The 18,837-nt window shown below is 61.9% G+C and carries 14 protein-coding genes; 3 read left to right on the plus strand and 11 right to left on the minus strand.

All coding sequences use genetic code 11. From position 1 onward, the window contains the following. Positions 1 to 16: 16 nt before the first annotated feature. The 8 genes from ACSQ26_RS17955 to ACSQ26_RS17990 all read right to left on the minus strand — a co-directional run bounded on the left by ACSQ26_RS17955 (position 17) and on the right by ACSQ26_RS17990 (position 9,881). On the minus strand, positions 17 to 838 hold the full coding sequence (locus ACSQ26_RS17955) for an ABC transporter permease (protein WP_436011183.1): 822 nt from the start codon (positions 836 to 838) through the stop codon (positions 17 to 19). Continuing rightward, on the minus strand, positions 835 to 1,722 hold the full coding sequence (locus ACSQ26_RS17960) for an ABC transporter permease (RefSeq protein ID WP_436011185.1): 888 nt from the start codon (positions 1,720 to 1,722) through the stop codon (positions 835 to 837). The genes ACSQ26_RS17955 and ACSQ26_RS17960 overlap by 4 nt, the downstream gene beginning before the upstream one ends. Before the next feature lie 66 nt (positions 1,723 to 1,788). After that, complete coding sequence (locus ACSQ26_RS17965) at positions 1,789 to 3,069, minus strand: NAD(P)/FAD-dependent oxidoreductase (protein ID WP_436011187.1); 1,281 nt, start codon at positions 3,067 to 3,069, stop codon at positions 1,789 to 1,791. Between the two features lie 69 nt (positions 3,070 to 3,138). Then, positions 3,139 to 5,160, minus strand: a complete 2,022-nt coding sequence (locus ACSQ26_RS17970; RefSeq protein ID WP_436011189.1) for an ABC transporter ATP-binding protein — start codon at positions 5,158 to 5,160, stop codon at positions 3,139 to 3,141. Then, entirely contained in the window at positions 5,153 to 5,950 is a 798-nt protein-coding gene (locus ACSQ26_RS17975; RefSeq protein ID WP_436015334.1) for an ABC transporter permease, read from the minus strand. Before ACSQ26_RS17975 ends, ACSQ26_RS17970 begins: the two co-directional genes overlap by 8 nt. 80 nt (positions 5,951 to 6,030) lie before the next feature. Beyond that, positions 6,031 to 6,969, minus strand: coding sequence for an ABC transporter permease (locus ACSQ26_RS17980; protein WP_436015336.1), 939 nt, complete (start codon positions 6,967 to 6,969; stop codon positions 6,031 to 6,033). Positions 6,970 to 7,065: 96 nt separating this feature from the next. After that, on the minus strand, positions 7,066 to 8,727 hold the full coding sequence (locus tag ACSQ26_RS17985) for an ABC transporter substrate-binding protein (RefSeq protein WP_436011191.1): 1,662 nt from the start codon (positions 8,725 to 8,727) through the stop codon (positions 7,066 to 7,068). Positions 8,728 to 9,092: 365 nt separating this feature from the next. Then, positions 9,093 to 9,881 carry a HalD/BesD family halogenase gene (locus tag ACSQ26_RS17990; protein ID WP_436011193.1) on the minus strand — a complete coding sequence of 263 codons (789 nt, stop codon included), beginning with the start codon at positions 9,879 to 9,881 and terminating at the stop codon, positions 9,093 to 9,095. Positions 9,882 to 9,979: 98 nt separating this feature from the next. Between ACSQ26_RS17990 and ACSQ26_RS17995 the strand changes: the two genes are divergently transcribed. After that, entirely contained in the window at positions 9,980 to 10,918 is a 939-nt protein-coding gene (locus ACSQ26_RS17995; protein ID WP_436011195.1) for a LysR substrate-binding domain-containing protein, read from the plus strand. On the opposite strand, the gene ACSQ26_RS18000 is transcribed toward ACSQ26_RS17995, so the two are convergent. From ACSQ26_RS18000 to ACSQ26_RS18010, 3 genes are all read right to left on the minus strand, one after another. Then, positions 10,866 to 12,125 (minus strand): M24 family metallopeptidase, encoded by a 1,260-nt coding sequence (locus ACSQ26_RS18000; RefSeq protein ID WP_436011197.1) that lies wholly within the window; start codon positions 12,123 to 12,125, stop codon positions 10,866 to 10,868. The two genes, ACSQ26_RS17995 and ACSQ26_RS18000, sit on opposite strands and share 53 nt — an antisense overlap. A gap of 27 nt (positions 12,126 to 12,152) precedes the next feature. Then, positions 12,153 to 13,172 (minus strand): Ldh family oxidoreductase, encoded by a 1,020-nt coding sequence (locus ACSQ26_RS18005; protein WP_436011199.1) that lies wholly within the window; start codon positions 13,170 to 13,172, stop codon positions 12,153 to 12,155. Between the two features lie 197 nt (positions 13,173 to 13,369). Further along, positions 13,370 to 14,539, minus strand: coding sequence for a mandelate racemase/muconate lactonizing enzyme family protein (locus ACSQ26_RS18010; protein WP_436011201.1), 1,170 nt, complete (start codon positions 14,537 to 14,539; stop codon positions 13,370 to 13,372). Positions 14,540 to 14,658: 119 nt separating this feature from the next. Here ACSQ26_RS18010 and ACSQ26_RS18015 point away from each other — a divergent pair, with 119 nt between their 5' ends. Beyond that, positions 14,659 to 16,197 carry a trimethylamine methyltransferase family protein gene (locus ACSQ26_RS18015; protein ID WP_436015338.1) on the plus strand — a complete coding sequence of 513 codons (1,539 nt, stop codon included), beginning with the start codon at positions 14,659 to 14,661 and terminating at the stop codon, positions 16,195 to 16,197. Positions 16,198 to 16,303: 106 nt separating this feature from the next. After that, the gene (locus ACSQ26_RS18020) at positions 16,304 to 18,721 is read left to right on the plus strand and encodes a GcvT family protein (protein ID WP_436011203.1); all 2,418 of its coding nucleotides are present in this window, start codon (positions 16,304 to 16,306) and stop codon (positions 18,719 to 18,721) included. Positions 18,722 to 18,837 lie beyond the last annotated feature (116 nt).

Raw genomic sequence — 18,837 nt, forward strand, 5'->3', positions numbered from 1 at the left:
TTGTTATGGATTTTAGTCATGCTGCGGCTGGCTTGATGCGGGCGCCAGCGAGCCCGCGGTTACGCAAGAGTTCGGCCGTTGTCGCGATGATGATCGACACGGCAAGGATGACGGTGCCGAGCGCCATCACCACCGGCAGGGATTTCGGAAAGCGCAGTTGCGTCCAGATATAGAGCGGCAGCGTCGGCTCGGTGCCGGCGAGGAAGAAGGCGATGATGAACTCGTCGAAGCTGATCAGGAAGGCCAGCATGAAGGCCGAGCCGATCGCCGGCAGGCTGAGCGGCAGCATGATGCGCCAGAACACCAGCCATTCCTTGGCGCCGAGATCCTCGGCCGCTTCAGGAATGCTTTTCGGGATCGACGCGAAACGGCCGCGCATGACGACGACCGTGGTCGGCAGACCGGCAAGCACATGACCGGCGACAATTGCGGTGCGCGATGGCCCGAGCCCGATCAGGTTGACGAAGATCAGGAGCGCGATGCCTACAATGACGCCGGGGATGAGGATCGGCAGGCGCACGATGCCCGAGATGATGCCCGCCAACCGCGACGTGCCATGCGTGTCCATATAGGCGATGGTCATGCCGCAGAGCGTGGCGATCGAGGCCGCTATGAGCCCGATGCCGAGGCTGGTCATCACCGCACCAGTCAGGGCGTCATTGCCAACGAGCTGCTGATACCAGGCTATGGTGAAGCCCTTCAGCGGAAAGGCTGCCTGGATGGAATCGTTGAAGGAGAAAATCGGGATCAGCGCCACCGGCAAATAAAGAAAGATGAGATAAGCAAACACATAGATGCCGAGCCAGCCGACGCGATCATGATTTGTCCGGACGCTCATGTGCGGCTCCCGAACTTGCGATCGGCAAAGCGGACAATCAGCAACATGGCGAGGATCAACAGCATGACGGCGACAGACAGCGCCGCGCCGAACGGCCAGTCATTGGCCTTGCCGAACTGCGCCTGGATCATCGAGCCGATCATGGTGCTGGCCGGCCCGCCAACCATGGCGGGCGTCACGTAATCGCCGACGGTCGGCACGAAGACGACAAGTGCGCCAGCCAGAACGCCGGGCATCGACATCGGCAGGATCACCTTCCGGAAGGTGTAGGCTGGGCGGGCACCAAGGTCCGAGGCGGCTTCACGCAGGGATTTCGGGATCGTCTCCAACGCCACATAGATCGGCAGGATGGCGAAGGGCGCGTAAGCATGCGCCAGCGTCAGCACCACGGCGGCCGGTGTATTGAGGAAGGCGAGCGACGGTTCGGAGAGAACGCCGGTCGCGAGCAGCGCGGAATTGAGCACGCCATTATAGGCGAGCACGATTTTCCAGGCGAAGACCCTGAGCAGGTAGCTCGTCCAGAACGGCAACGTGACCAAGAAAAGCAGCAACCCGCGATGCCGGCCGGCATGGAAGGCGAGATAGTAGGCGACCGGATAGGCCGTGACGACGGTCGCCAGCGTCACCAGTCCGGCGATCACCAGCGAGCGGATCGCGACGGTCACGTAAAGCGGATCGGTCAGCACGGTGACGAAATTGGCAAGTGTGAAGCCAGCGCCGGTCAGCGAACCATCATTGACCCGGAAGCCGAGGAAAAGCACGAGGCCAAGTGCGAAGAGGATCAGCACGAAGGTCACCAGCGCGCCCGGTGCCAGCATCGCAACACGGAAGTTGCGAGACGAACCCGATGTGAGTGGCGGCGCGGCAGGAACGATAGTGTTCATCGATCCGCTTTCTAGTTCGTGAAATTCTCTGCATCATTTTCATTTTTGAGAAGCAGTCAAGCGAATTCAGCGCTCGACGGCGTCAAGCATGCGATACCAGGCGATGGTGGCGGCCACGCCGATCTGGCGGAAGGCATGAAACGGGATCGGCCGGATCGGCGAGATCGGGAACGGCAGATGCGTGCTGTCGCCGGTCAGGATGTAATCGACGAAATTCCTGGCCATCGCGGTCATCATCGCCACCCCGCGCCCCTGGCAACCGACCAGCGTCAGCAGGCCCTTTTCCGGTTCATGGATATGCGGCAGTCCATCCCCCGTCATCGCCACCCGGCCAAACCAGCGCTTTTCGATCGCGATATTGCCGAGTGCCGGGAAGATGCGCGTCAGCCCATGTTCAAGATGCGCCCAGTCCGCCTCGCTCTGTGGCAGCGACATGCGCCCGCGCCCGCCGAGAACCAGCCGCCCATCCGGGCTCTTCCGGTAATAGATGACGATGCGCCGTGAATCCGACACCGCCTGCTTGCCCGGCAGGATCGAGCGCTGCAGTTCCTCCGGCAGCACCGATGTCGCCACCTGAAAGGAATGCAGCGGCACCAGCGTCTGCGCAAGGCCGGGGATCAGCTTGTCTGTGTAGGCGTTGGTCGCGAGGATGACGTTCCTGGCATGAATTTCCGCGCCGCCGCTGGTCGTCGCAACCCACTGTCCGTCCTGCTTGCGAAGCGCGGTGCACGCCGTATTCTCAGTGATCCACGCACCCGCTTCCTTGGCGATCCGCGCCAGTTCCATGGTGAAGGCGAGCGGCTGAACCACGCCGGCGCGCTTGTCGTAGAAACCACCGAAATAGTTGCTGGTGCCGACCAGCCGGCTGATCGCGGTGGAATCGAGCATCTCGACATTGGCGCCGCGCGCCGACCATTGCCGGTAGCGCTCCTCGGCATTGTCCATCGCCGTCTCGGTGTGGCAGGCCTGGATCCAGCCGCTGCGCTCGAACGGCACGTCCAGCTTCTCGTGTTCGATCGTGTCGAACAGCACATCGGCGGTCGTCTCGGCAAAAGCATTGAGGCGCGAGCCCTGCTCCTCGCCGAAATGCTCGAGAATCCAGTCGGGGTTGAACTTGATGCCGGGAATGACCTGCCCGCCGTTCAGGCCGCTGGCGCCCTCGCCGATGCGACGCGCATCGATAACCCGTACGCCGAGACCCGCGCGCGCCGCGTGACGCGCAGCATTCAGCCCCATGAAGCCGCCGCCGATGATCAGCAGGTCGCAGCTTTCCCGGGCGGCGATCGGTGCGCCATGGGCGGGGCGCGGCACGCCGTCGGCCCAGAGCGGTTCGGAGAATGTTTGCATGATGGTACCCGGCGGCAATATCTGAAAATCCTACGCCGGTTTCACAGATATGAAAAGCTGAAATCGCCCTTAGTTGACGATGACTTCCTTTTCAACCGGCGCGCGCGGCAGTTCGGTGGCCGGGATATGACAGCGGACGAGATGGCCATCGCCGGTGTCATGCAGCGGCGGCTGCTGCTCCTCGCAGATCTTGCCGATCTTGCGGACACAGCGCGTATGGAACACGCAGCCGCTCGGCGGGTTCATGGCGCTCGGAATTTCGCCGTTGAGCTTCACCCGCTCCCGGTGCGTTCCATCGACCGACGGCACGGAGGACAGCAGCGCCTCGGTATAGGGATGGTGCGGGCCGGAGAACACCGCATCAGCCTTGCCGATCTCCATCAGCCGGCCGAGATAGAGCACCGCGATGCGATCGGAGAGATAGCGCACCACGCCGAGATCGTGCGAGATGAAGATATAGCTGACCTGCTTGTCCTTCTGCAATTCGACCAGCAGGTTGAGGATCGCCGCCTGTACCGAGACATCCAGCGCCGAGGTCGGTTCGTCGAGCACCACGACGCGCGGGTCGCCGGAGAAGGACCGCGCGATCGCCACACGCTGCTTGAGGCCGCCGGAGAGCTGGCGCGGCCGCATGTCGAGATAGCGGTCGGCGAGCCTGACCGCACGGGTGAGTTCGAGAATGCGGGAGGCCTTGGCTGTGCTTGCCAGGCCGGTCAGCAGGCTGATGGTGCGGCCGATCATCCGCCGCACCGTGTGCGAGCGATTGAGCGCGGAATCGGGGTTCTGGAACACGATCTGCAGCGACTTGACCTCGCTCTGGGCGCGGCTCTTGAGCAGCGGCGCCACCTGCTTGCCATCGAGCCGGATCGTGCTGCCCTCGTCGGCCGGCACGATGCCGAGAACGGAGCGCGCCAGTGTGGTCTTGCCGGAACCGGATTCGCCGACGATGCCGAGCGTCTCGCCCTCCATGACGTCGAACGACACATCGTTCAATGCCCGGAAAGTGGACCCGCCGCGACCGAAAGTCTTCGAGACATCAATCAGTTCAAGGATCTTCTTCGTCGATTCCGACCCGCTGGTACTGACCGCCTCCGTGTCGAAGTTCAGGCTGGCGGCTCGCTCATGATAATGGCACCTGCTGAAATGCCCCTCGCCGACATGATATGGCGGCGGATCGACCTTGCGACAGTGCTCATCGGCCAGGGGACAGCGGTCGGCGAAAACACAGCCCTTGATGTCGGAACCCGCGGTCGGCAGGAAACCCGGAATGGTGGTCAGCGGCGCCACGTCTTTCGAGCGGCCGCGCTGCGGCAGGCAGCGTAGCAGGCCGACGGTATAGGGGTGGCGCGGGTTGCGGAAAATCTCCGATGTCCGGCCCTGCTCGACCAGCCGCCCGGCATAGAGCACGCCGACGCGATCGCACATCTTGGCGATGACGCCGAGATTGTGGCTGATGAACAGGATCGACGTATCAAACTCATGGCGGAGCTGGACGATCAGGTCGAGCACATCGGCTTCGACGGTGGCATCGAGACCGGTGGTGGGCTCGTCGAGCACCAGAAGCGATGGCTCGCTCGCCAGCGCCATGGCGATTGCCACGCGCTGCTGCATGCCGCCGGAGAGCTGATGCGGATAGCGTTCCATGACGCTTGCGGGGTCTGATATGCGCACCTTCTTGAGGATATCGACGGTGCGTTTCTGCCATTCCGCCTTCGGCACGCCGAGAAGCTCGAACACTTCGGCGACCTGATGGCCGATGCGGATCGAAGGATTGAGCGCCTTGCCGGGATCCTGATAGACCATGGCGACCGACTTGCGGCGCAGTTCCCGCAGCTTCTCGCCATCGAAGCCGAGCAGGTCCTCGCCGTTGATCAGCACCCGGCCCCGCGGCACGGAGCCGTTGCGCGGCAGGTAGCGCAGCACCGTATAGGCGGCGGTGGATTTGCCGCAGCCGGATTCACCGACGAGGCCATAACATTCGCCGCGCCCGATCTCGAGGTTGATGTCATCAAGCACCTTCCGCGAACGGCCGCGCACGCGATATTCGACATCGAGATTTTCAAGTTTCAGCGTGGGGGTCGCATCAGTCATCGAGCGCACTCTGGATACCATCTGCCATCAGGTTGACGCCGATCACCAGCGAGGCGATCGCCAGGCTGTCGAACACCACCGTCCACCAGAAGCCGCCATTCATCAGGCCGTAATTGGCCGAGATCGACAGGCCCCAATCCGGTGACGGTGGCTGGATGCCGAATCCGATGAAGGAGAGCGTCGCCACCGCGAAGATCGAATAGCCGAGCCGCACCGTGGATTCGACCAGGATCGGTGAGACCACGTTCGGCAGGATTTCCACGAACATGATGTAGAGCCGGTTTTCCCTGCGAAGCTCGGCGGCCGAGACATAGTCGAGATCGCGCTCGGCCAGCACGCTGGCTCGCACCGTACGCGCAATGATCGGGGCAAAGCTGAAGCCGATGACGAAGAGCACGGTGGTTGTCGAAGTCCCCAGCGCCGTCAGCGCCAAGAGCGCCACGATGACGGTCGGCAGCGCCAGCACGGCATCGACGATGCGGCTCAGCACTTCATCGATCCAGCCGCCGAAATAGCCCATCGTCAGGCCCAGCGCGGTGCCGAGGAAGGTGCTGAGCAGGGTGGCGAGCGGGGCGATCGTCAGGATGTCGCGCGCGCCGGCGATGACGCGGGAGAACACGTCGCGGCCGAGTTGGTCCGTGCCGAACCAATGCTCAGTGGACGGCGGCATCAGCGCGTTCAGCATGTCGTCGGCGAACGGATCGTAGGGCACGAGTGCCCGTCCGAAGATCGCACAGAGCACCCAGAACAGCACGATGAACGCGCCGGTCAGGAAGGTGGCCGAACGCATGATCAGGCCGAGATTGTGCTTGAAATCGTTCCAGGCCGAATGCGGCTTTTCGATAACGGGCGCGGAGGTGGCGTCGATGCTCATGACTTGCCTCCGAACCTGATGCGCGGATTGAGCATAGCCTGCAGGATGTCGGCGGCGAGCGTCGAGATCATGAACAGCGCGCCGACCATCATGACGCCCGCTTGCAGCATGGGGAAGTCCTTCTTGTTGGCGGCGGTATAGATCAGGCTGCCGATGCCCTGGTAACGGAACAGGATCTCGATCACCACCAGGCCGCCGATCAGATAGACGGTCTGGGTAGCGATGACTGATATGGTCGGCAGCAGAGCATTGCGCAGCACGTGCCGCCAGATGACCTGCGGATAGGTCAGGCCCTTCAGGATGGCCGTGCGGGTATATTCGCTGTCGAGCGCCTCGATCGTGCCGGCGCGCGCCATGCGGGCGATATAGCCGAACAGCACCAGAACCAGCGGCATCGCGGGCAGGATGAGGTAGTAGATCTGGGTGAAGACGCCGGCGTCCCTCGGCCAGGTCGCCGAGATCGGAAACCATCTTAGCCCGACGCCGAAGATCAGGATCAACACGATGCCGGAGACGAATTCCGGCACGACCGTCGCCGACAGGCCGGAGACCGAGATGATGCGGTCGGCCGCTCGCCCTCTGTACAGGGCCGCGATGACGCCGCCGAGAATGCCGAGCGGCACGACGAGACAGAAGACCACGCCTGCGAGCTTGGCCGAATTGATCACCGCCGTTCCCAGGAATTGCGAGACCGGCGCGCGATAGGCGTAGGACTTGCCGAGATCGCCCTTCGCGAGATTGCCGATCCAGCTGCTGTATTGCACCAGCAGCGGACGATCGGTGCCCATTTCATGATTGAGCAGATCGACGGCCTTCTGGTCGGCGAAAGGCCCCAGCATGGCGCGACCGACATTGCCCGGCAACATGCGTCCGCCGGCAAAGACCAACAGGCTCAAAAGCCATAGTGTCAGAAACGACAGAAGCAACCGCTTCAGAACATAGTAAAATATCGTCCCGTCCCCCGGATTCCCGATTGGTTGAAGTTACCCCGGTTTTGGCCGGGGCAACTCGGAATGCAGGAATGCGAAGGACTAGCCTAGCTTGGCGTCCTTGAGGAAGCAATGGCTCATGGCCGTCACCTCGATACCCGTCGAACCCTTCTTCGCAGCCGACATGAAGTCGTAGAAGTAGGTGAAGAGCACGGGGCTTTCGTCGAGCAGCAGCGTCTGGATCTTGCCGGCGACTGCCTGCTGGGCTTCGAGATCGAGAGCAGCAAGATAGCCCGCAACCAGACCGTCATACTCCTTGTTCTTGAAGTGCGCGGAGTTCCAGGTGCCTTCGCTCTGCAACGGCGCCGTGAGATAGACGTTCGGCACGCCGCGATGGCCGTAATCGGTAATGCCCATGTCCGAATCCAGCCACGGCGAGTTGCCGTAGACCGCATCGGCGTAATAGGCGCCCTGGTCCATGATGTTGAGGTTGATCTTGCCGCCGATCTCCTTGACGGCATTCTGGATGATCACGGCGTAATCCGGAATTTCCAGATACTTTTCCGTGGTCAACGTCACCTCGAAGCCATCCGGCATGCCGGCGGCGGCCATCAGTTCCTTGGCCTTGGCAATGTCCTTCTGGCGCTGCGGCACAGTCTTGTCCGTGGACGGATAGGCCAGCGCGAACGGGCTGTCATTGCCGATCTGCGCCTTGCCGCGCATCAGGCCCTGGACGATCTTTTCACGATCGAGGCAGAGTGCGATCGCCTGGCGCACGCGCTTGTCGGTGAACGGCGCCTTGTCGGTGCGCATATGGACCTGCGAATGCGCGATCGACGGGATCGAAAGCATGTCGACCGTCGGGTCGTTCATGATGCCGGCCGCCTGCAGGATCGGAACCTGCTGGATGAAGTCGATCTGGCCGCCCTGCAGCGCGAGAATCTGCGGCTGGTAGTCGTCGTAGAAGGAAATCTCGACGCGATCCGGCAGAACCTGGCCACCCCAGTAAGCATCGTTGCGGACGAATACGCCGCCGACCTTGGGGGTGTAGCTTTCCATCTTGAAGGCGCCGGTGCCGATCATCTTGGCTTCAAAATTGCCATCATAGTCGGCAGGCACAATGACTGCATTGTAGTTGTCGGTCGACATCGTATAGGGGAAGCCGCCATTCGGCGCATCGAGCGTGAACTCGACGGTATAATCGTCGATCTGCTTGGTGCCGCCCTTGGAGAGCACGCCCTTCAGCGCGGAAAGCGCGTTGGAGCCGTTGGCAGGATCGGCGATGCGCTCGATACTGGCGACCACATCCTTGGCGGTCATGTCGCGGCCGTCGTGGAACTTCACGCCCTTGCGGATCTTGAAGGTCCAGACCGAGCCGTCCTTGTTCGGCGCCCAGCTCTCGGCGAGCAGCGGCCGGGCAACAAGGTCCTTGCCGGAGAGAACAAGCGTTTCGGCAACCTGGCTGATGACGGTGATGCCGCCGCCATCGGCGAGCTTGACCGGCTCGATTGCCGCTGCCGGCACGATCTGGCCGACACGGATGGTGCCGCCCGGGGTTTGCGCGCGCGCGAAATTCGGCACGCCGGCGAGCCCGACTGCACCGGTGACGGACCCTAGAAAGGGTGCGGAAAGGCCGAGTACCGAGCCGAAGCGCAGGAATTCGCGGCGGCTGACGCGGCCCGCAACGAGGCCGTCAATCAGATGGTTTTCGTGTTCGCTGCGGCCTTTGCGCAGGAAGTCGAGAAGCTTGTAATTGATTGTCATGGTTCCCTCTTGGTTTTCTTTGTGGCAGGCCCGTCTTCTTATTATGTATAGATTTAATCCCGTCTCATATTGAGCCGCCGATCCGGCGGCCCTGTCAAGCGGAAATGCGCCAAGGTATTAAGCGCCACGCCTTATTATGCGATCGTATAGCTACTTGCACCGGCCGTCAAACCAAAGTTTCACCGGCCATCTCGAGATTGGCCGGAGTGAAACATTTATGTACACCGATGTCTATAGATTATTGCGGAAATATTTTGGGCCTTCAAACCAAGGGTAGGGAGACCTTGACTTGCTGGCCCGCCCGATGCCGGCGGACGTTCGAGAATTGTTGCAGACATTGAGGGCGGATCTTCGATTTGAAATGATCAGGCCGCGCGGCCGTAGAAGCCCATTTGCTCTTCCTTGGAAAACATCACGCCCGGCCGTTCGTAGTAGGAGAACACGGCGATCAGCCGTTCGCGCTCGCCCTTGACCGGCGTGACCCGGTGCATGGTGTTCTTGCCCATGAAAACGTTGAGCGAACCGGGCACGAGGGTCAGCGTCTTGACCTCGTTGTCCTCGCCGAGCAGCACCCGCTCGACGCCCTCATAGTTGGGATCGGTATCGGTGCGGAGATTGGAGCGGAATTGGAACTCTCCGCCCTCGGTCGGCGCCTGGAACAGGATCGTGGTGGTGAATTGCGAGCGGTCGAAATGCCAGTTCAGCGCCTCACCCTCGCGGTAACCCATGACATTCACCCGTGCGAGCGGATCGCGCATGGTGAACAGCGTTTCCTTCTCCATGCAGGCGGCGAGGAACACGGCGAATTGCGGCCACTCGTAGATCCAGACCGGCACGCTGTCGGAAATCTGGTCGGCGCAGACGGTATGGCTGATCGTCTCGACCTTGCGCAGCGCGGAATGATCAGCCGGCAATTCCGGGATTTCCTTGCGGAAATAGACATTGTGCGCCCGCTTGTGGACAAACGAGAGCGTATCCATCACCGGCTTGACCTCGTTGATGGCCTTCTCGACCGCTTCGGGCCGGACGAAGCCTTCAAGGTCGAACATGCCCTTCTCGGCGAGATCGATGCGGCAACGGTCCACGAGATTGATCCAGCCCTTGCTGCCGGGCTGGTCGAGGGGATAGCGGTCGAGATCGAGTATGTCGCGCATGTCGGTGCTCCAAGTTGCATGAAGGCATCTTGGCAAAGTTCTGTCTTTACTCAACGGCGAAAATTCTTATCCTGACCTAGAAAAACTGAGGCAGATCCATGTCCTTATCCCTCCCGCCACTCAATGCCCTGCGCGCTTTCGAGGCTGCCGCGCGGAGCGGAAGTTATGTCTCGGCGGCTGATGAACTCGGGGTTTCGGCGGCGGCAGTCAGCCAGCAGGTCAAGAACCTCGAGGAGTTTCTCGGCAAACAATTGTTCCGCCGCTACAACAATCGCATCGTGCTGACCGATGCCGGGCAGACGATTTTCTCCGGCGCGTCGGATGCGCTGCAGTCGATCTCGGCTTTCACCGAAAAGGTTGTCTCCGGCCGCGCCCGTTCGCGGCTGGTGATCAGTGCCCTGCCCTCGATCGCCGAACGCTGGATGGAGCCGAAGCTCAGGCTCTATTTCAGGGATCATCCGAATTTCCGTTTCGAACTTCGATCGGAGGAGGATCTCGCCGATTTTGCCCGCTACGATATCGACCTCAGGCTGTCCTACGGCCTCAGCCTCTACCCCGACATGGTCACCATTCCGCTGGTGCAGGATGCGGTGGTGCCGATGTGTAGCCCGGATTATCTCGAACGCAATCCGGCCGTCCGGAGTGAAGGCATGACCGCAGTGCCGGATGACGACCTGATCCACACCAATTGGGGACCGACTTTCGTCTCGCATCCAACCTGGCAGGCATGGTTCACTGACACCGGCGTCAAGCGACCAGACGAGACGCTAGGCTACCGCGTCGGCAAGTCGAGCCTGGCGCTCGATCTCGCCCGCGACGGTTTCGGCGTCGCGCTCGGCCAGCGGGAAATGGGCGCCGACGATATCGAGGCGGGCCGGCTGGTGCTGGCCGATGAGCGACCGATCCCGCTCGGCCATCCCTATTGCCTGGTCTATCCCCGAGCAAAAGCGCGCAAGGCGGGCCTCGTGGATCTCGTGAACTGGATCAGAGCCGCTCCCAGGGGAATTGATCGAGCCGCTCCGGCCCCTTCTCCGTGATCAGCACCTGCGTCTCGAGCTTGATGCTTTCGCAGCCCGCTTCCGAGATCAGGCTTTCGACGCAGACCACCATGCCCGCCTCGAACCGGCCGCCCTGGTTGTGCTCGAAATCGGTATGACAGAGCACGATCGGCCACTCATCCGCCATGCCGACGCCGTGCACGGCGAGCGAATAGCGATAGGGCTGGTAGCGCTCGGGAATACGCCAGGATTTCTCGTTGAACGCGCGGAAATCCAGTCCGGCGCGCAGGATCGAGATATTGTGCTCGATCTGCTCGACGGCGGCGGCATAGTGCTCGGCCTGCTTCGGTGTCATCCTGGTATAGCCGCAGGTCCATGACCGCGAAAGATCGGCGCAATAGCCGTAAGGCCCGATCATATCCGTATCGAACGCGATCATCTCGCCCTCGCGACAGAGCCGGTCCGAACATTCGCCATACCAGGGATTGGTGTTCGGCCCGCAGGTGAGGATCTTGGTCTCCAGCCAGTCGCCGCCAGAGCGGGCATTTTCGAAATGCAGATGCGCCCAGAGCTCCTGTTCGGTGACGCCGGGCACCGAATGCTCGTAGATGCGCGCCATGCCCGCTTCGCAGACGCGGATCGTCCATCGCATCAGGGCGATCTCGTCTGCGGATTTGATCGAGCGCGCGGCCTCGGTCATCGGCGTGCCGTCGACGACCTCGATGCCGATTTTCTCCAGCGCCCGCACGCCCTCGACATCGAGCCGGTCGACCGCGATGCGCTTGTTGCCCCCACCGTGCTGGCGCATGAGATCGCCGATCTCGGCCGCCCATTTGACAGCTTGCTCGGATGATTTGTCGCCGGCCATGACGTATATCCACGAGGTCGCTGGCTTCGCCGCGTCGATCGCCTTCAGGTGTTTCGAGTGATGCTCGGCGCCCTTGTAGTCGAATAGCAGCGCCGGTCTTTCGGCGAAGACCAGCGCGTAGCGCACCGGATTGTGCAGCGACCAGACCTGCATGTTGGGACTATCCAGCGCATAGCGGATATTGACCGGATCGTAGAGCAGTGCGGCCGCGCAATCGGTCTCGACCAGGCCCTTCCTGATCCGGCCGAGGCGATAGGCGCGGGCGCGCTCCACCACATCCCGAGGCAGCGGGCTCTTCAATGGCTTGTCGGCGCCTTCGGCATTGAGGAAGATGCGCTTGCGTTCATCCTTGAAAACGGGAGGCAATAGCTGATCCATGATGCGCTCCCCCTGCCTTCGTTCGCGTCAGACGTGGCGCTCGGTATAGGCCTTGATCTTGTCGTAAAGCGCTTTGTCGATCGTCAGCCCGCCTTTGAGATTCTTCTTGATGTTCGCCTGCCGCCGCGAATTCGGCATTCTGGCACCAGGCTGTGACGTGATTGAAGCGATGAGCCGCTCGATCTGCTTCTCGAATAGTCCACCCGAGAACATCTTGGGTTCGAGCGCGATGAAGAACTGGCCATTGCCGACAGGCAGGCCGTCATTGGCCATCATTGAGCCCATTTCCTGACCGCGATTGGCGCCGGCGAGTGCCGCGCACATGGTCTCCACGATCAGGCCCTGGCCGAAACCCTTATAACCACCGGCGGGTGCCATCGAACCCTTCAAGCCTTCTTCCGGATCGGTGGTCGGCTGGCCGCTTCTGTCGATAGCCCAGCCGAGCGGGATCACCTGGTTCTCCTCAGCGGCGCGCTTGACGGCCGTCCATGCGACTTGCGACGAGGATTGATCAATCAGGAAGGCAATGCGCCCCTTCTTTCCGGGCACGGCGAAACTCATCGGGTTGGTGCCGATCACCGGCTTGGTACCACCGACTGGCGCAATCGCCGGCGACGAATTGGTGAAGCCGAAGGCGACCAGGCCCTGCTGCGCGAGATAACCGGTGTGATAACCGAGCGTCGCGGCATTATAGGAATTGTGCACCGCCATCGCGGCGATGCCATTCTCCAGCGCCGCCGGAACCAGATGCGCAAAACCCTTCTCGATCGCCGGATGAGCAAAACCATTCTTGGCATCGACGCGGAAGGAGACATTGGTCAACCGCTTGACCACCGGCGTCGCCTTGCCATCGACCTTGCCGCTCTGAACATGCTCGCAATAATATTGCAGCCAGTAGAAGCCATGGCCCTCCAGCCCCGAAAGCTCGGTATCGAGGATCGCATCTGCAAAATAGCGGGCATTGCGCGCCACGGTGCCGGCACCGACCAGGGCGTCGAAGATCAGGTCGGATGCCTGGTCGGCGGTGAGTTTGACGGTCTTGGTCATGGGGCGGTCCTTCTATGTCTATGCGTTGAGCGAGGATTACCCCGCCCCAACCCCTCCCCACAAGGGGGAGGGGCTAACTCGTGACACCCTCGTCGCCAACATTCACCTCAGCGCCCGCTGAGAGAGTGTTGGGCGCGACGGCGCAGCTTGGTTGAGCCCCTCCCCCTTGTGGGGAGGGGTTGGGGCGGGGACTTTCTTCACTTCTTCCGAAACCCATCCCCATAACTTGTGTTCTTCGCTCCCGGAAACGCCCCCTCCGTCAGAAACCTTTCATGGCACCTTTTCAGTGCCACCTTATCGAGCGCCACCCCCAGCCCCGGCCCATCCGGCACCCTGATCATACCGCTCTTCAACGCAAACGGCCCGCCCTCGATCACATCATCCGCATACCAGCGGAACAGCGTCTGGCTGGCCTCTCTGATATGCTCGATCGCTGCCGTCAGATGCAGGTAAGCGGCACTGGCGATGCCCGTTTCTCCCGAGTGAAAGCGGAAACCGACATTGAAGGCCTCGCAGGCGCGGATGAATTCCACCGTACGGCGGATGCCGCCGTGTTCATTGATATTGGTGACGATGGTTTCTGGGCAGCGCAATGCGACGGCCTTGGGCAGGTCGATGATGTGGGTGGAAAACGACACCGGGGAATGCAGCCGCAGTTGGGCCATCTCCTCATAGGTCTCGACGGGCTCCTCGAACCACTGGATACTGAACGGTTCCAGCCGCAGCAAGGCCTCGCGCGCCGTCGGCACCGTCCAGCCGCCATTGGCATCGAGCCGAAGCGGGCGATCGCCGATCGCGGCGCGGATTTCGCGGATCATCGCGATTTCCTCGTCGAGCCCGACCGTGCCCATCTTGCCCTCGAAAATATCGGCGCCGTATTGCTCGACCATCCGGGCGCAATAGCGGGCGACTTCGACCGGCGAGGATTCGCCGGGGTCATGGGCGCCGGGAAAGCGGTAGCTGAAATATTCGCTATGCGGGATTTCCGTCCTGACCGCTCCTCCCAGCAGGAGATAAAGGGGCACGCCCTCGATCTTGCCGCGCGCATCCCACAGCGCCATCTCGATGCCGCCGGACACCCGCCTCGCCGCTGTCACATTGCCCCACGGCGTGTAGCGCATGCCGGGCACGAGCCGCTTCTCGGCGGTGTTGATATCCCTGATATCGAGCCCGATCAGCCGTTCGCCGGCGGCGATCACATCCGCTGCCCGGTTGCCATCGGCGCATTCGCCGAGGCCGGTCACGCCCTCGTCGGTATCGACCTCGATCACCGTCTTGGTCAGAGAGGCAATCGAGCCGTAGGAAAAGCGGTAGGGCGCGGTGAAAGGTATGTTGACAGGCGTGGCGCGGATGGCGGTGATCTTCATGGGTATCTCCTGACCCGACCATAACGGGTAAAAATATTTCCGCAATCATCTCTAGACATCTGTGTACATAAATGTTTCACTCCTGCCAGTCTTGAGAGGAGCCAGAGATGATCGACGAAATGTTGCATCAGACGCGCCGTGAACGCCGCCACCGGCCGGGGGAAACTCAGAGCAAGACCACGCGGCAGCCCAACTACCGCAACCTCAAGAACAGCTTCGTGCCGCAGGCGGTCTTCTCCACCGACGAGATCGAGGCAATCCACGAGACGGCGCTTCGCGTGCTTGAGAACCTTGGCATCAAGGTTCTGCTGCCGGAGGCGCGCAAGATATATGCGGCTGCCGGCGCGATCGTCGATGAAGAGACCTTGATGGTTCGCATCGGCCGCGACATCGTCGAGGCGGGACTCGCCTCCGCGCCGCGCTCCATCCATGCCCGCACCGGTAACGCAAACCGCGACCAGACATTCGAACTCGGCAACATGGCATTCCTCGCCGGGTCGGGGGCGCCCAACGTCACCGATCTCGACCGTGGCCGCCGCGCCGGGTCGCTTGCCGATTTCGATGCGCTGACCAAGATCGTCCAGAGTTTCGACGTCCTGCATGTCCAGGGTCCGTATGTCGAGGCGCAGGACGTGGCGGTAAAATACCGGCACTATGCTGTGACCCGTACGCAGCTCACGCAATCAGACAAGTTTCCCTTCGTCTACGCGCGTGGCACCCCGCAGGCCGACGATGCCTTCGAGATGATCCGGCTCGCGCGCGGCATTTCGCATGACGAATTCCTGTCGGATGCCTGGTGCTACACGATCATCAACACCAATTCGCCGCGCCAGCTCGACATTCCCATGGCGCAGGGGATCATCGACTTTGCCAAAGCCGGGCAGATCCTGGTCATCACGCCGTTCTGCCTCGCGGGTGCGATGGCGCCGATAACGGTTGCCGGCGCGCTGACGCTACAGCATGCGGAGGCTTTGGCCGGCATCGCACTCGCCCAGATCGTGCGTCCCGGCACTCCGGTGATGTACGGAAGCTTCTCCTCCAATGTCGATATGAAGTCCGGTGCGCCTGCTTTCGGCACGCCGGAGCACGTCAAGGCCACGCTTGGCGCCGGCCAGCTCGCCCGCCTCACGGGACTGCCCTGGCGATCCGGCGGCGGCTCTGCCTCGAATGTCTCCGATGCGCAGGCAGCACACGAAACGCAGTTCGCGCTCTGGGGCAGTGTGCTGGCGGGCGCCACGCTCTGCATCCATGCAGCGGGCTGGATGGAGGGCGGGCTATCTGTCTCCTACGAGAAGCTGATCACCGATATCGAGGCGCTGCAGACAATGGCCGAGCTCTTCGCGCCCACCCCGGGCGATGCCGAGGCGATCGGCTATTCGGCGATCGAGGAAGTGCAGCCGGGCGGGCATTTCTTTGCCGCGGCCCATACGATGGCGCGCTATCGCACCGCCTTCTACCAGCCCCTGGTCGCCGATCTCTCCAATTTCGGCAACTGGACGGAAAGCGGCTCAAAGACAGCGACCGAACGCGCCAACGGAATCTGGAAACGGGTGATCGACCAGTACCAGCCGATCGCAGGCGCCGACGAGATCGGCGCACGGCTTGATGGCTTCATTTCAAAACGCATGTCCGAGGGCGGCGCGGAAGCCGTCTCCTAAGTCGGAAAAACGCATGCGTGCAAGCTGTGAACTGCGCTACATCCGCATGGACAGCAATGTACAGATAATCTAGGGTTCAGCCCTCACAAATCGGATGGAGCGGGTCGTGAAATCGCATTACAAGGTCGTGGTCATCGGTGGCGGCGTGGTGGGCACCGCCATTCTCTATCATCTCGCAAAATACGGCTGGTCCGACACGCTGCTCATCGAGCGCAACGTGCTGACCTCGGGCTCCAGCTGGCATGCTGCCGGCGGCTTCCACGCACTCAATTCCAATCCGAACCTGGCGCAGTTGCACGCCTACACGATCGATCTTCTCAGCGAAGTCGAGAAGGAAAGTGGCGTCAATATCGGCATGCACACGACCGGCGGCATTTCCTATGCCTGCAACCCGGATCGCTGGGATGCGCTGAAGGCCGCACACCGCGTGTTCCAGTCGACCGGCATCGATGACGTGCGCCTGATCGGCATCGACGAAATTCTCGACCGCTGCCCGATCGTCAAGCCCGATGGCATTATCGGCGGCCTCTATGCCGACCGCGAAGGCCATATCGATCCCTCGGCCGTCGTTCACTCCTACGCCAAGGCGGCCCGCATGCGTGGCGCCTCGATCGTCGAAAAGAACCGCGTGATGGAACTGACCCAAAAGCCCGACGGCTCGTGGGACGTCGTCACCGAGCAGGGCACCGTCAATGCCGAGCACGTCATCAATGCCGGCGGCCTGTGGGCCAAGCAGGTCGGCCGCATGGCGGGCCTCGAACTGCCGGTCTCGCCGCTCGAACATATGTATTTCGTCACCGAGGCGATTCCTGAGCTCGACAACCTCAAGGAAGAGCTGCCGACCATGGTCGATCTCGACGGCTTCTCCTACCTCCGCCAGGAGCAGAAGGGCATCCTGCTCGGCATCTATGAGGTCGAGCATCGCCACTGGAACATGGATGGCGCGCCCTGGGATTACGGCTTCGACTTGATCCAGGAGGATCTCGAACGCATCGAGCACGAACTCACGCTCTCCTACGAGCGCTACCCGGTTCTCGAAAAAACCGGCGTCAAGCGCTGGGTCAACGGCGCCTTCACCTTCACGCCCGATGGCAATCCGCTGGTCGGCCCGGTGCGCGGCGTCAAGAATTACTGGGTCGCCTGTGGCGTCATGGCCGGCTTCATGCAGGGCGGCGGCGTCGGTAAGGCGCTGGCCGAATGGATGATCTTCGGCGAGCCGAAGGACGACGTCTTCGGCATGGATATCGCCCGCTACGGCCAGCACGCGTCCAACCGCCAGTACATCAGGGAAACGACCGGCCAGTTCTATTCCCGCCGTTTCGTGATGACCTATCCGAACCAGCAGCTGCCGGCTGGCCGCCCGCTCAAGGTTTCGCCGTCCTATGATGAAATGACCGAAGCCGGAGCGCGTTGGGGTGCCTCTTGGGGCCTCGAAGTGCCGCTCTATTTCGCGCCTTCGAAGGACTACGAGGAAAACCACACGCTGCGCCGTTCGACCGCCTTCGATATCGTCGGCAAGGAAGTGCTGCATACCCGTGAAAAGGCCGGCCTCATCGATATCTCCGGCTATTCCCGCTACGAAGTGAAGGGCCCCAAGGCCCATGAATGGCTCGACAAGGTCTTCGCCTGCAAGCTGCCGAAGCCCGGTCGCTCGGTGCTGGCGCCGATGCTCGGCTTCGACGGCCGGCTCAAGGGCGACCTCACCATCTTCAACTGGGGCGACGGCACCTGGTGGATCATGGGCTCCTATTACCTGCGCGAATGGCACATGCGCTGGTACGAGCAGTTCAACATGGATGGCGTTTCGGTTCGTGACCTCTCGGATGATTGGGTCGGCTTCTCGCTCTGCGGTCCGCTGTCGCGTGAAGTGCTGCAGCGTGCGACCGAGGACGATGTCTCCAATGCAAGCCTGAAGTTCCTCGGCTGCAAGTCCGTCGATATCGGCCTCGTCACCGCCAAGGTCGGCCGCATGTCGGTGACCGGCGAAATGGGCTTCGAGATCAACATCCCGGCCGCCTATCACCGCACCGTTCGCGAAACGCTGCTGAAGGCGGGCCGCAATATCGGCCTCAAGGAAGTCGGCTTCGGCGCCTCGCTCTCCATGCGGCTTGAGAAGAGCTACGGCATCTGGTCCAGGGAGTTCACCCAGGCCTATACGCCGCAGGAAACGCTGTTCGACCGCTTCATCGATTTCGACAAGGCCGATTTCGTCGGCAAACAGTCGGCAGTTGCGGAAAAGGAAACCCAATCCGCCAAGAAGCTGCAGGTGACGATCGAAGTCGACGCCACCAACGCCGACGCCTCCGGCTACGAGCCGATCTGGAAGGACGGCAGTCTGGTCGGCTACGTCACCTCGGGCGGCTACGGCTACACGATCGGCAAGTCGATCGCCATGGCGCTGGTCGATCGCGAACTGGCGGTGCCGGGGATGGAACTGATGACGCATATAGTGGGCGACGAGCGCGCGTGCCGGATTATCGAGGCGTCGCCGTATGACCCGATGGGTAAGGTAATGAGGGGTTAAAACAGATGAGAAAAGACCCCGCCCCAACCCCTCCCCACAAGGGGGAGGGGCTAACCCGTGGCAACCGCTACACACCCATCTTAGGTCACCACATTTGGTTGGCTTCAATGGAGTGC

It is taken from the genome of Rhizobium sp. LjRoot254 (assembly GCF_964254105.1).
Lineage (GTDB): Bacteria > Pseudomonadota > Alphaproteobacteria > Rhizobiales > Rhizobiaceae > Rhizobium_E.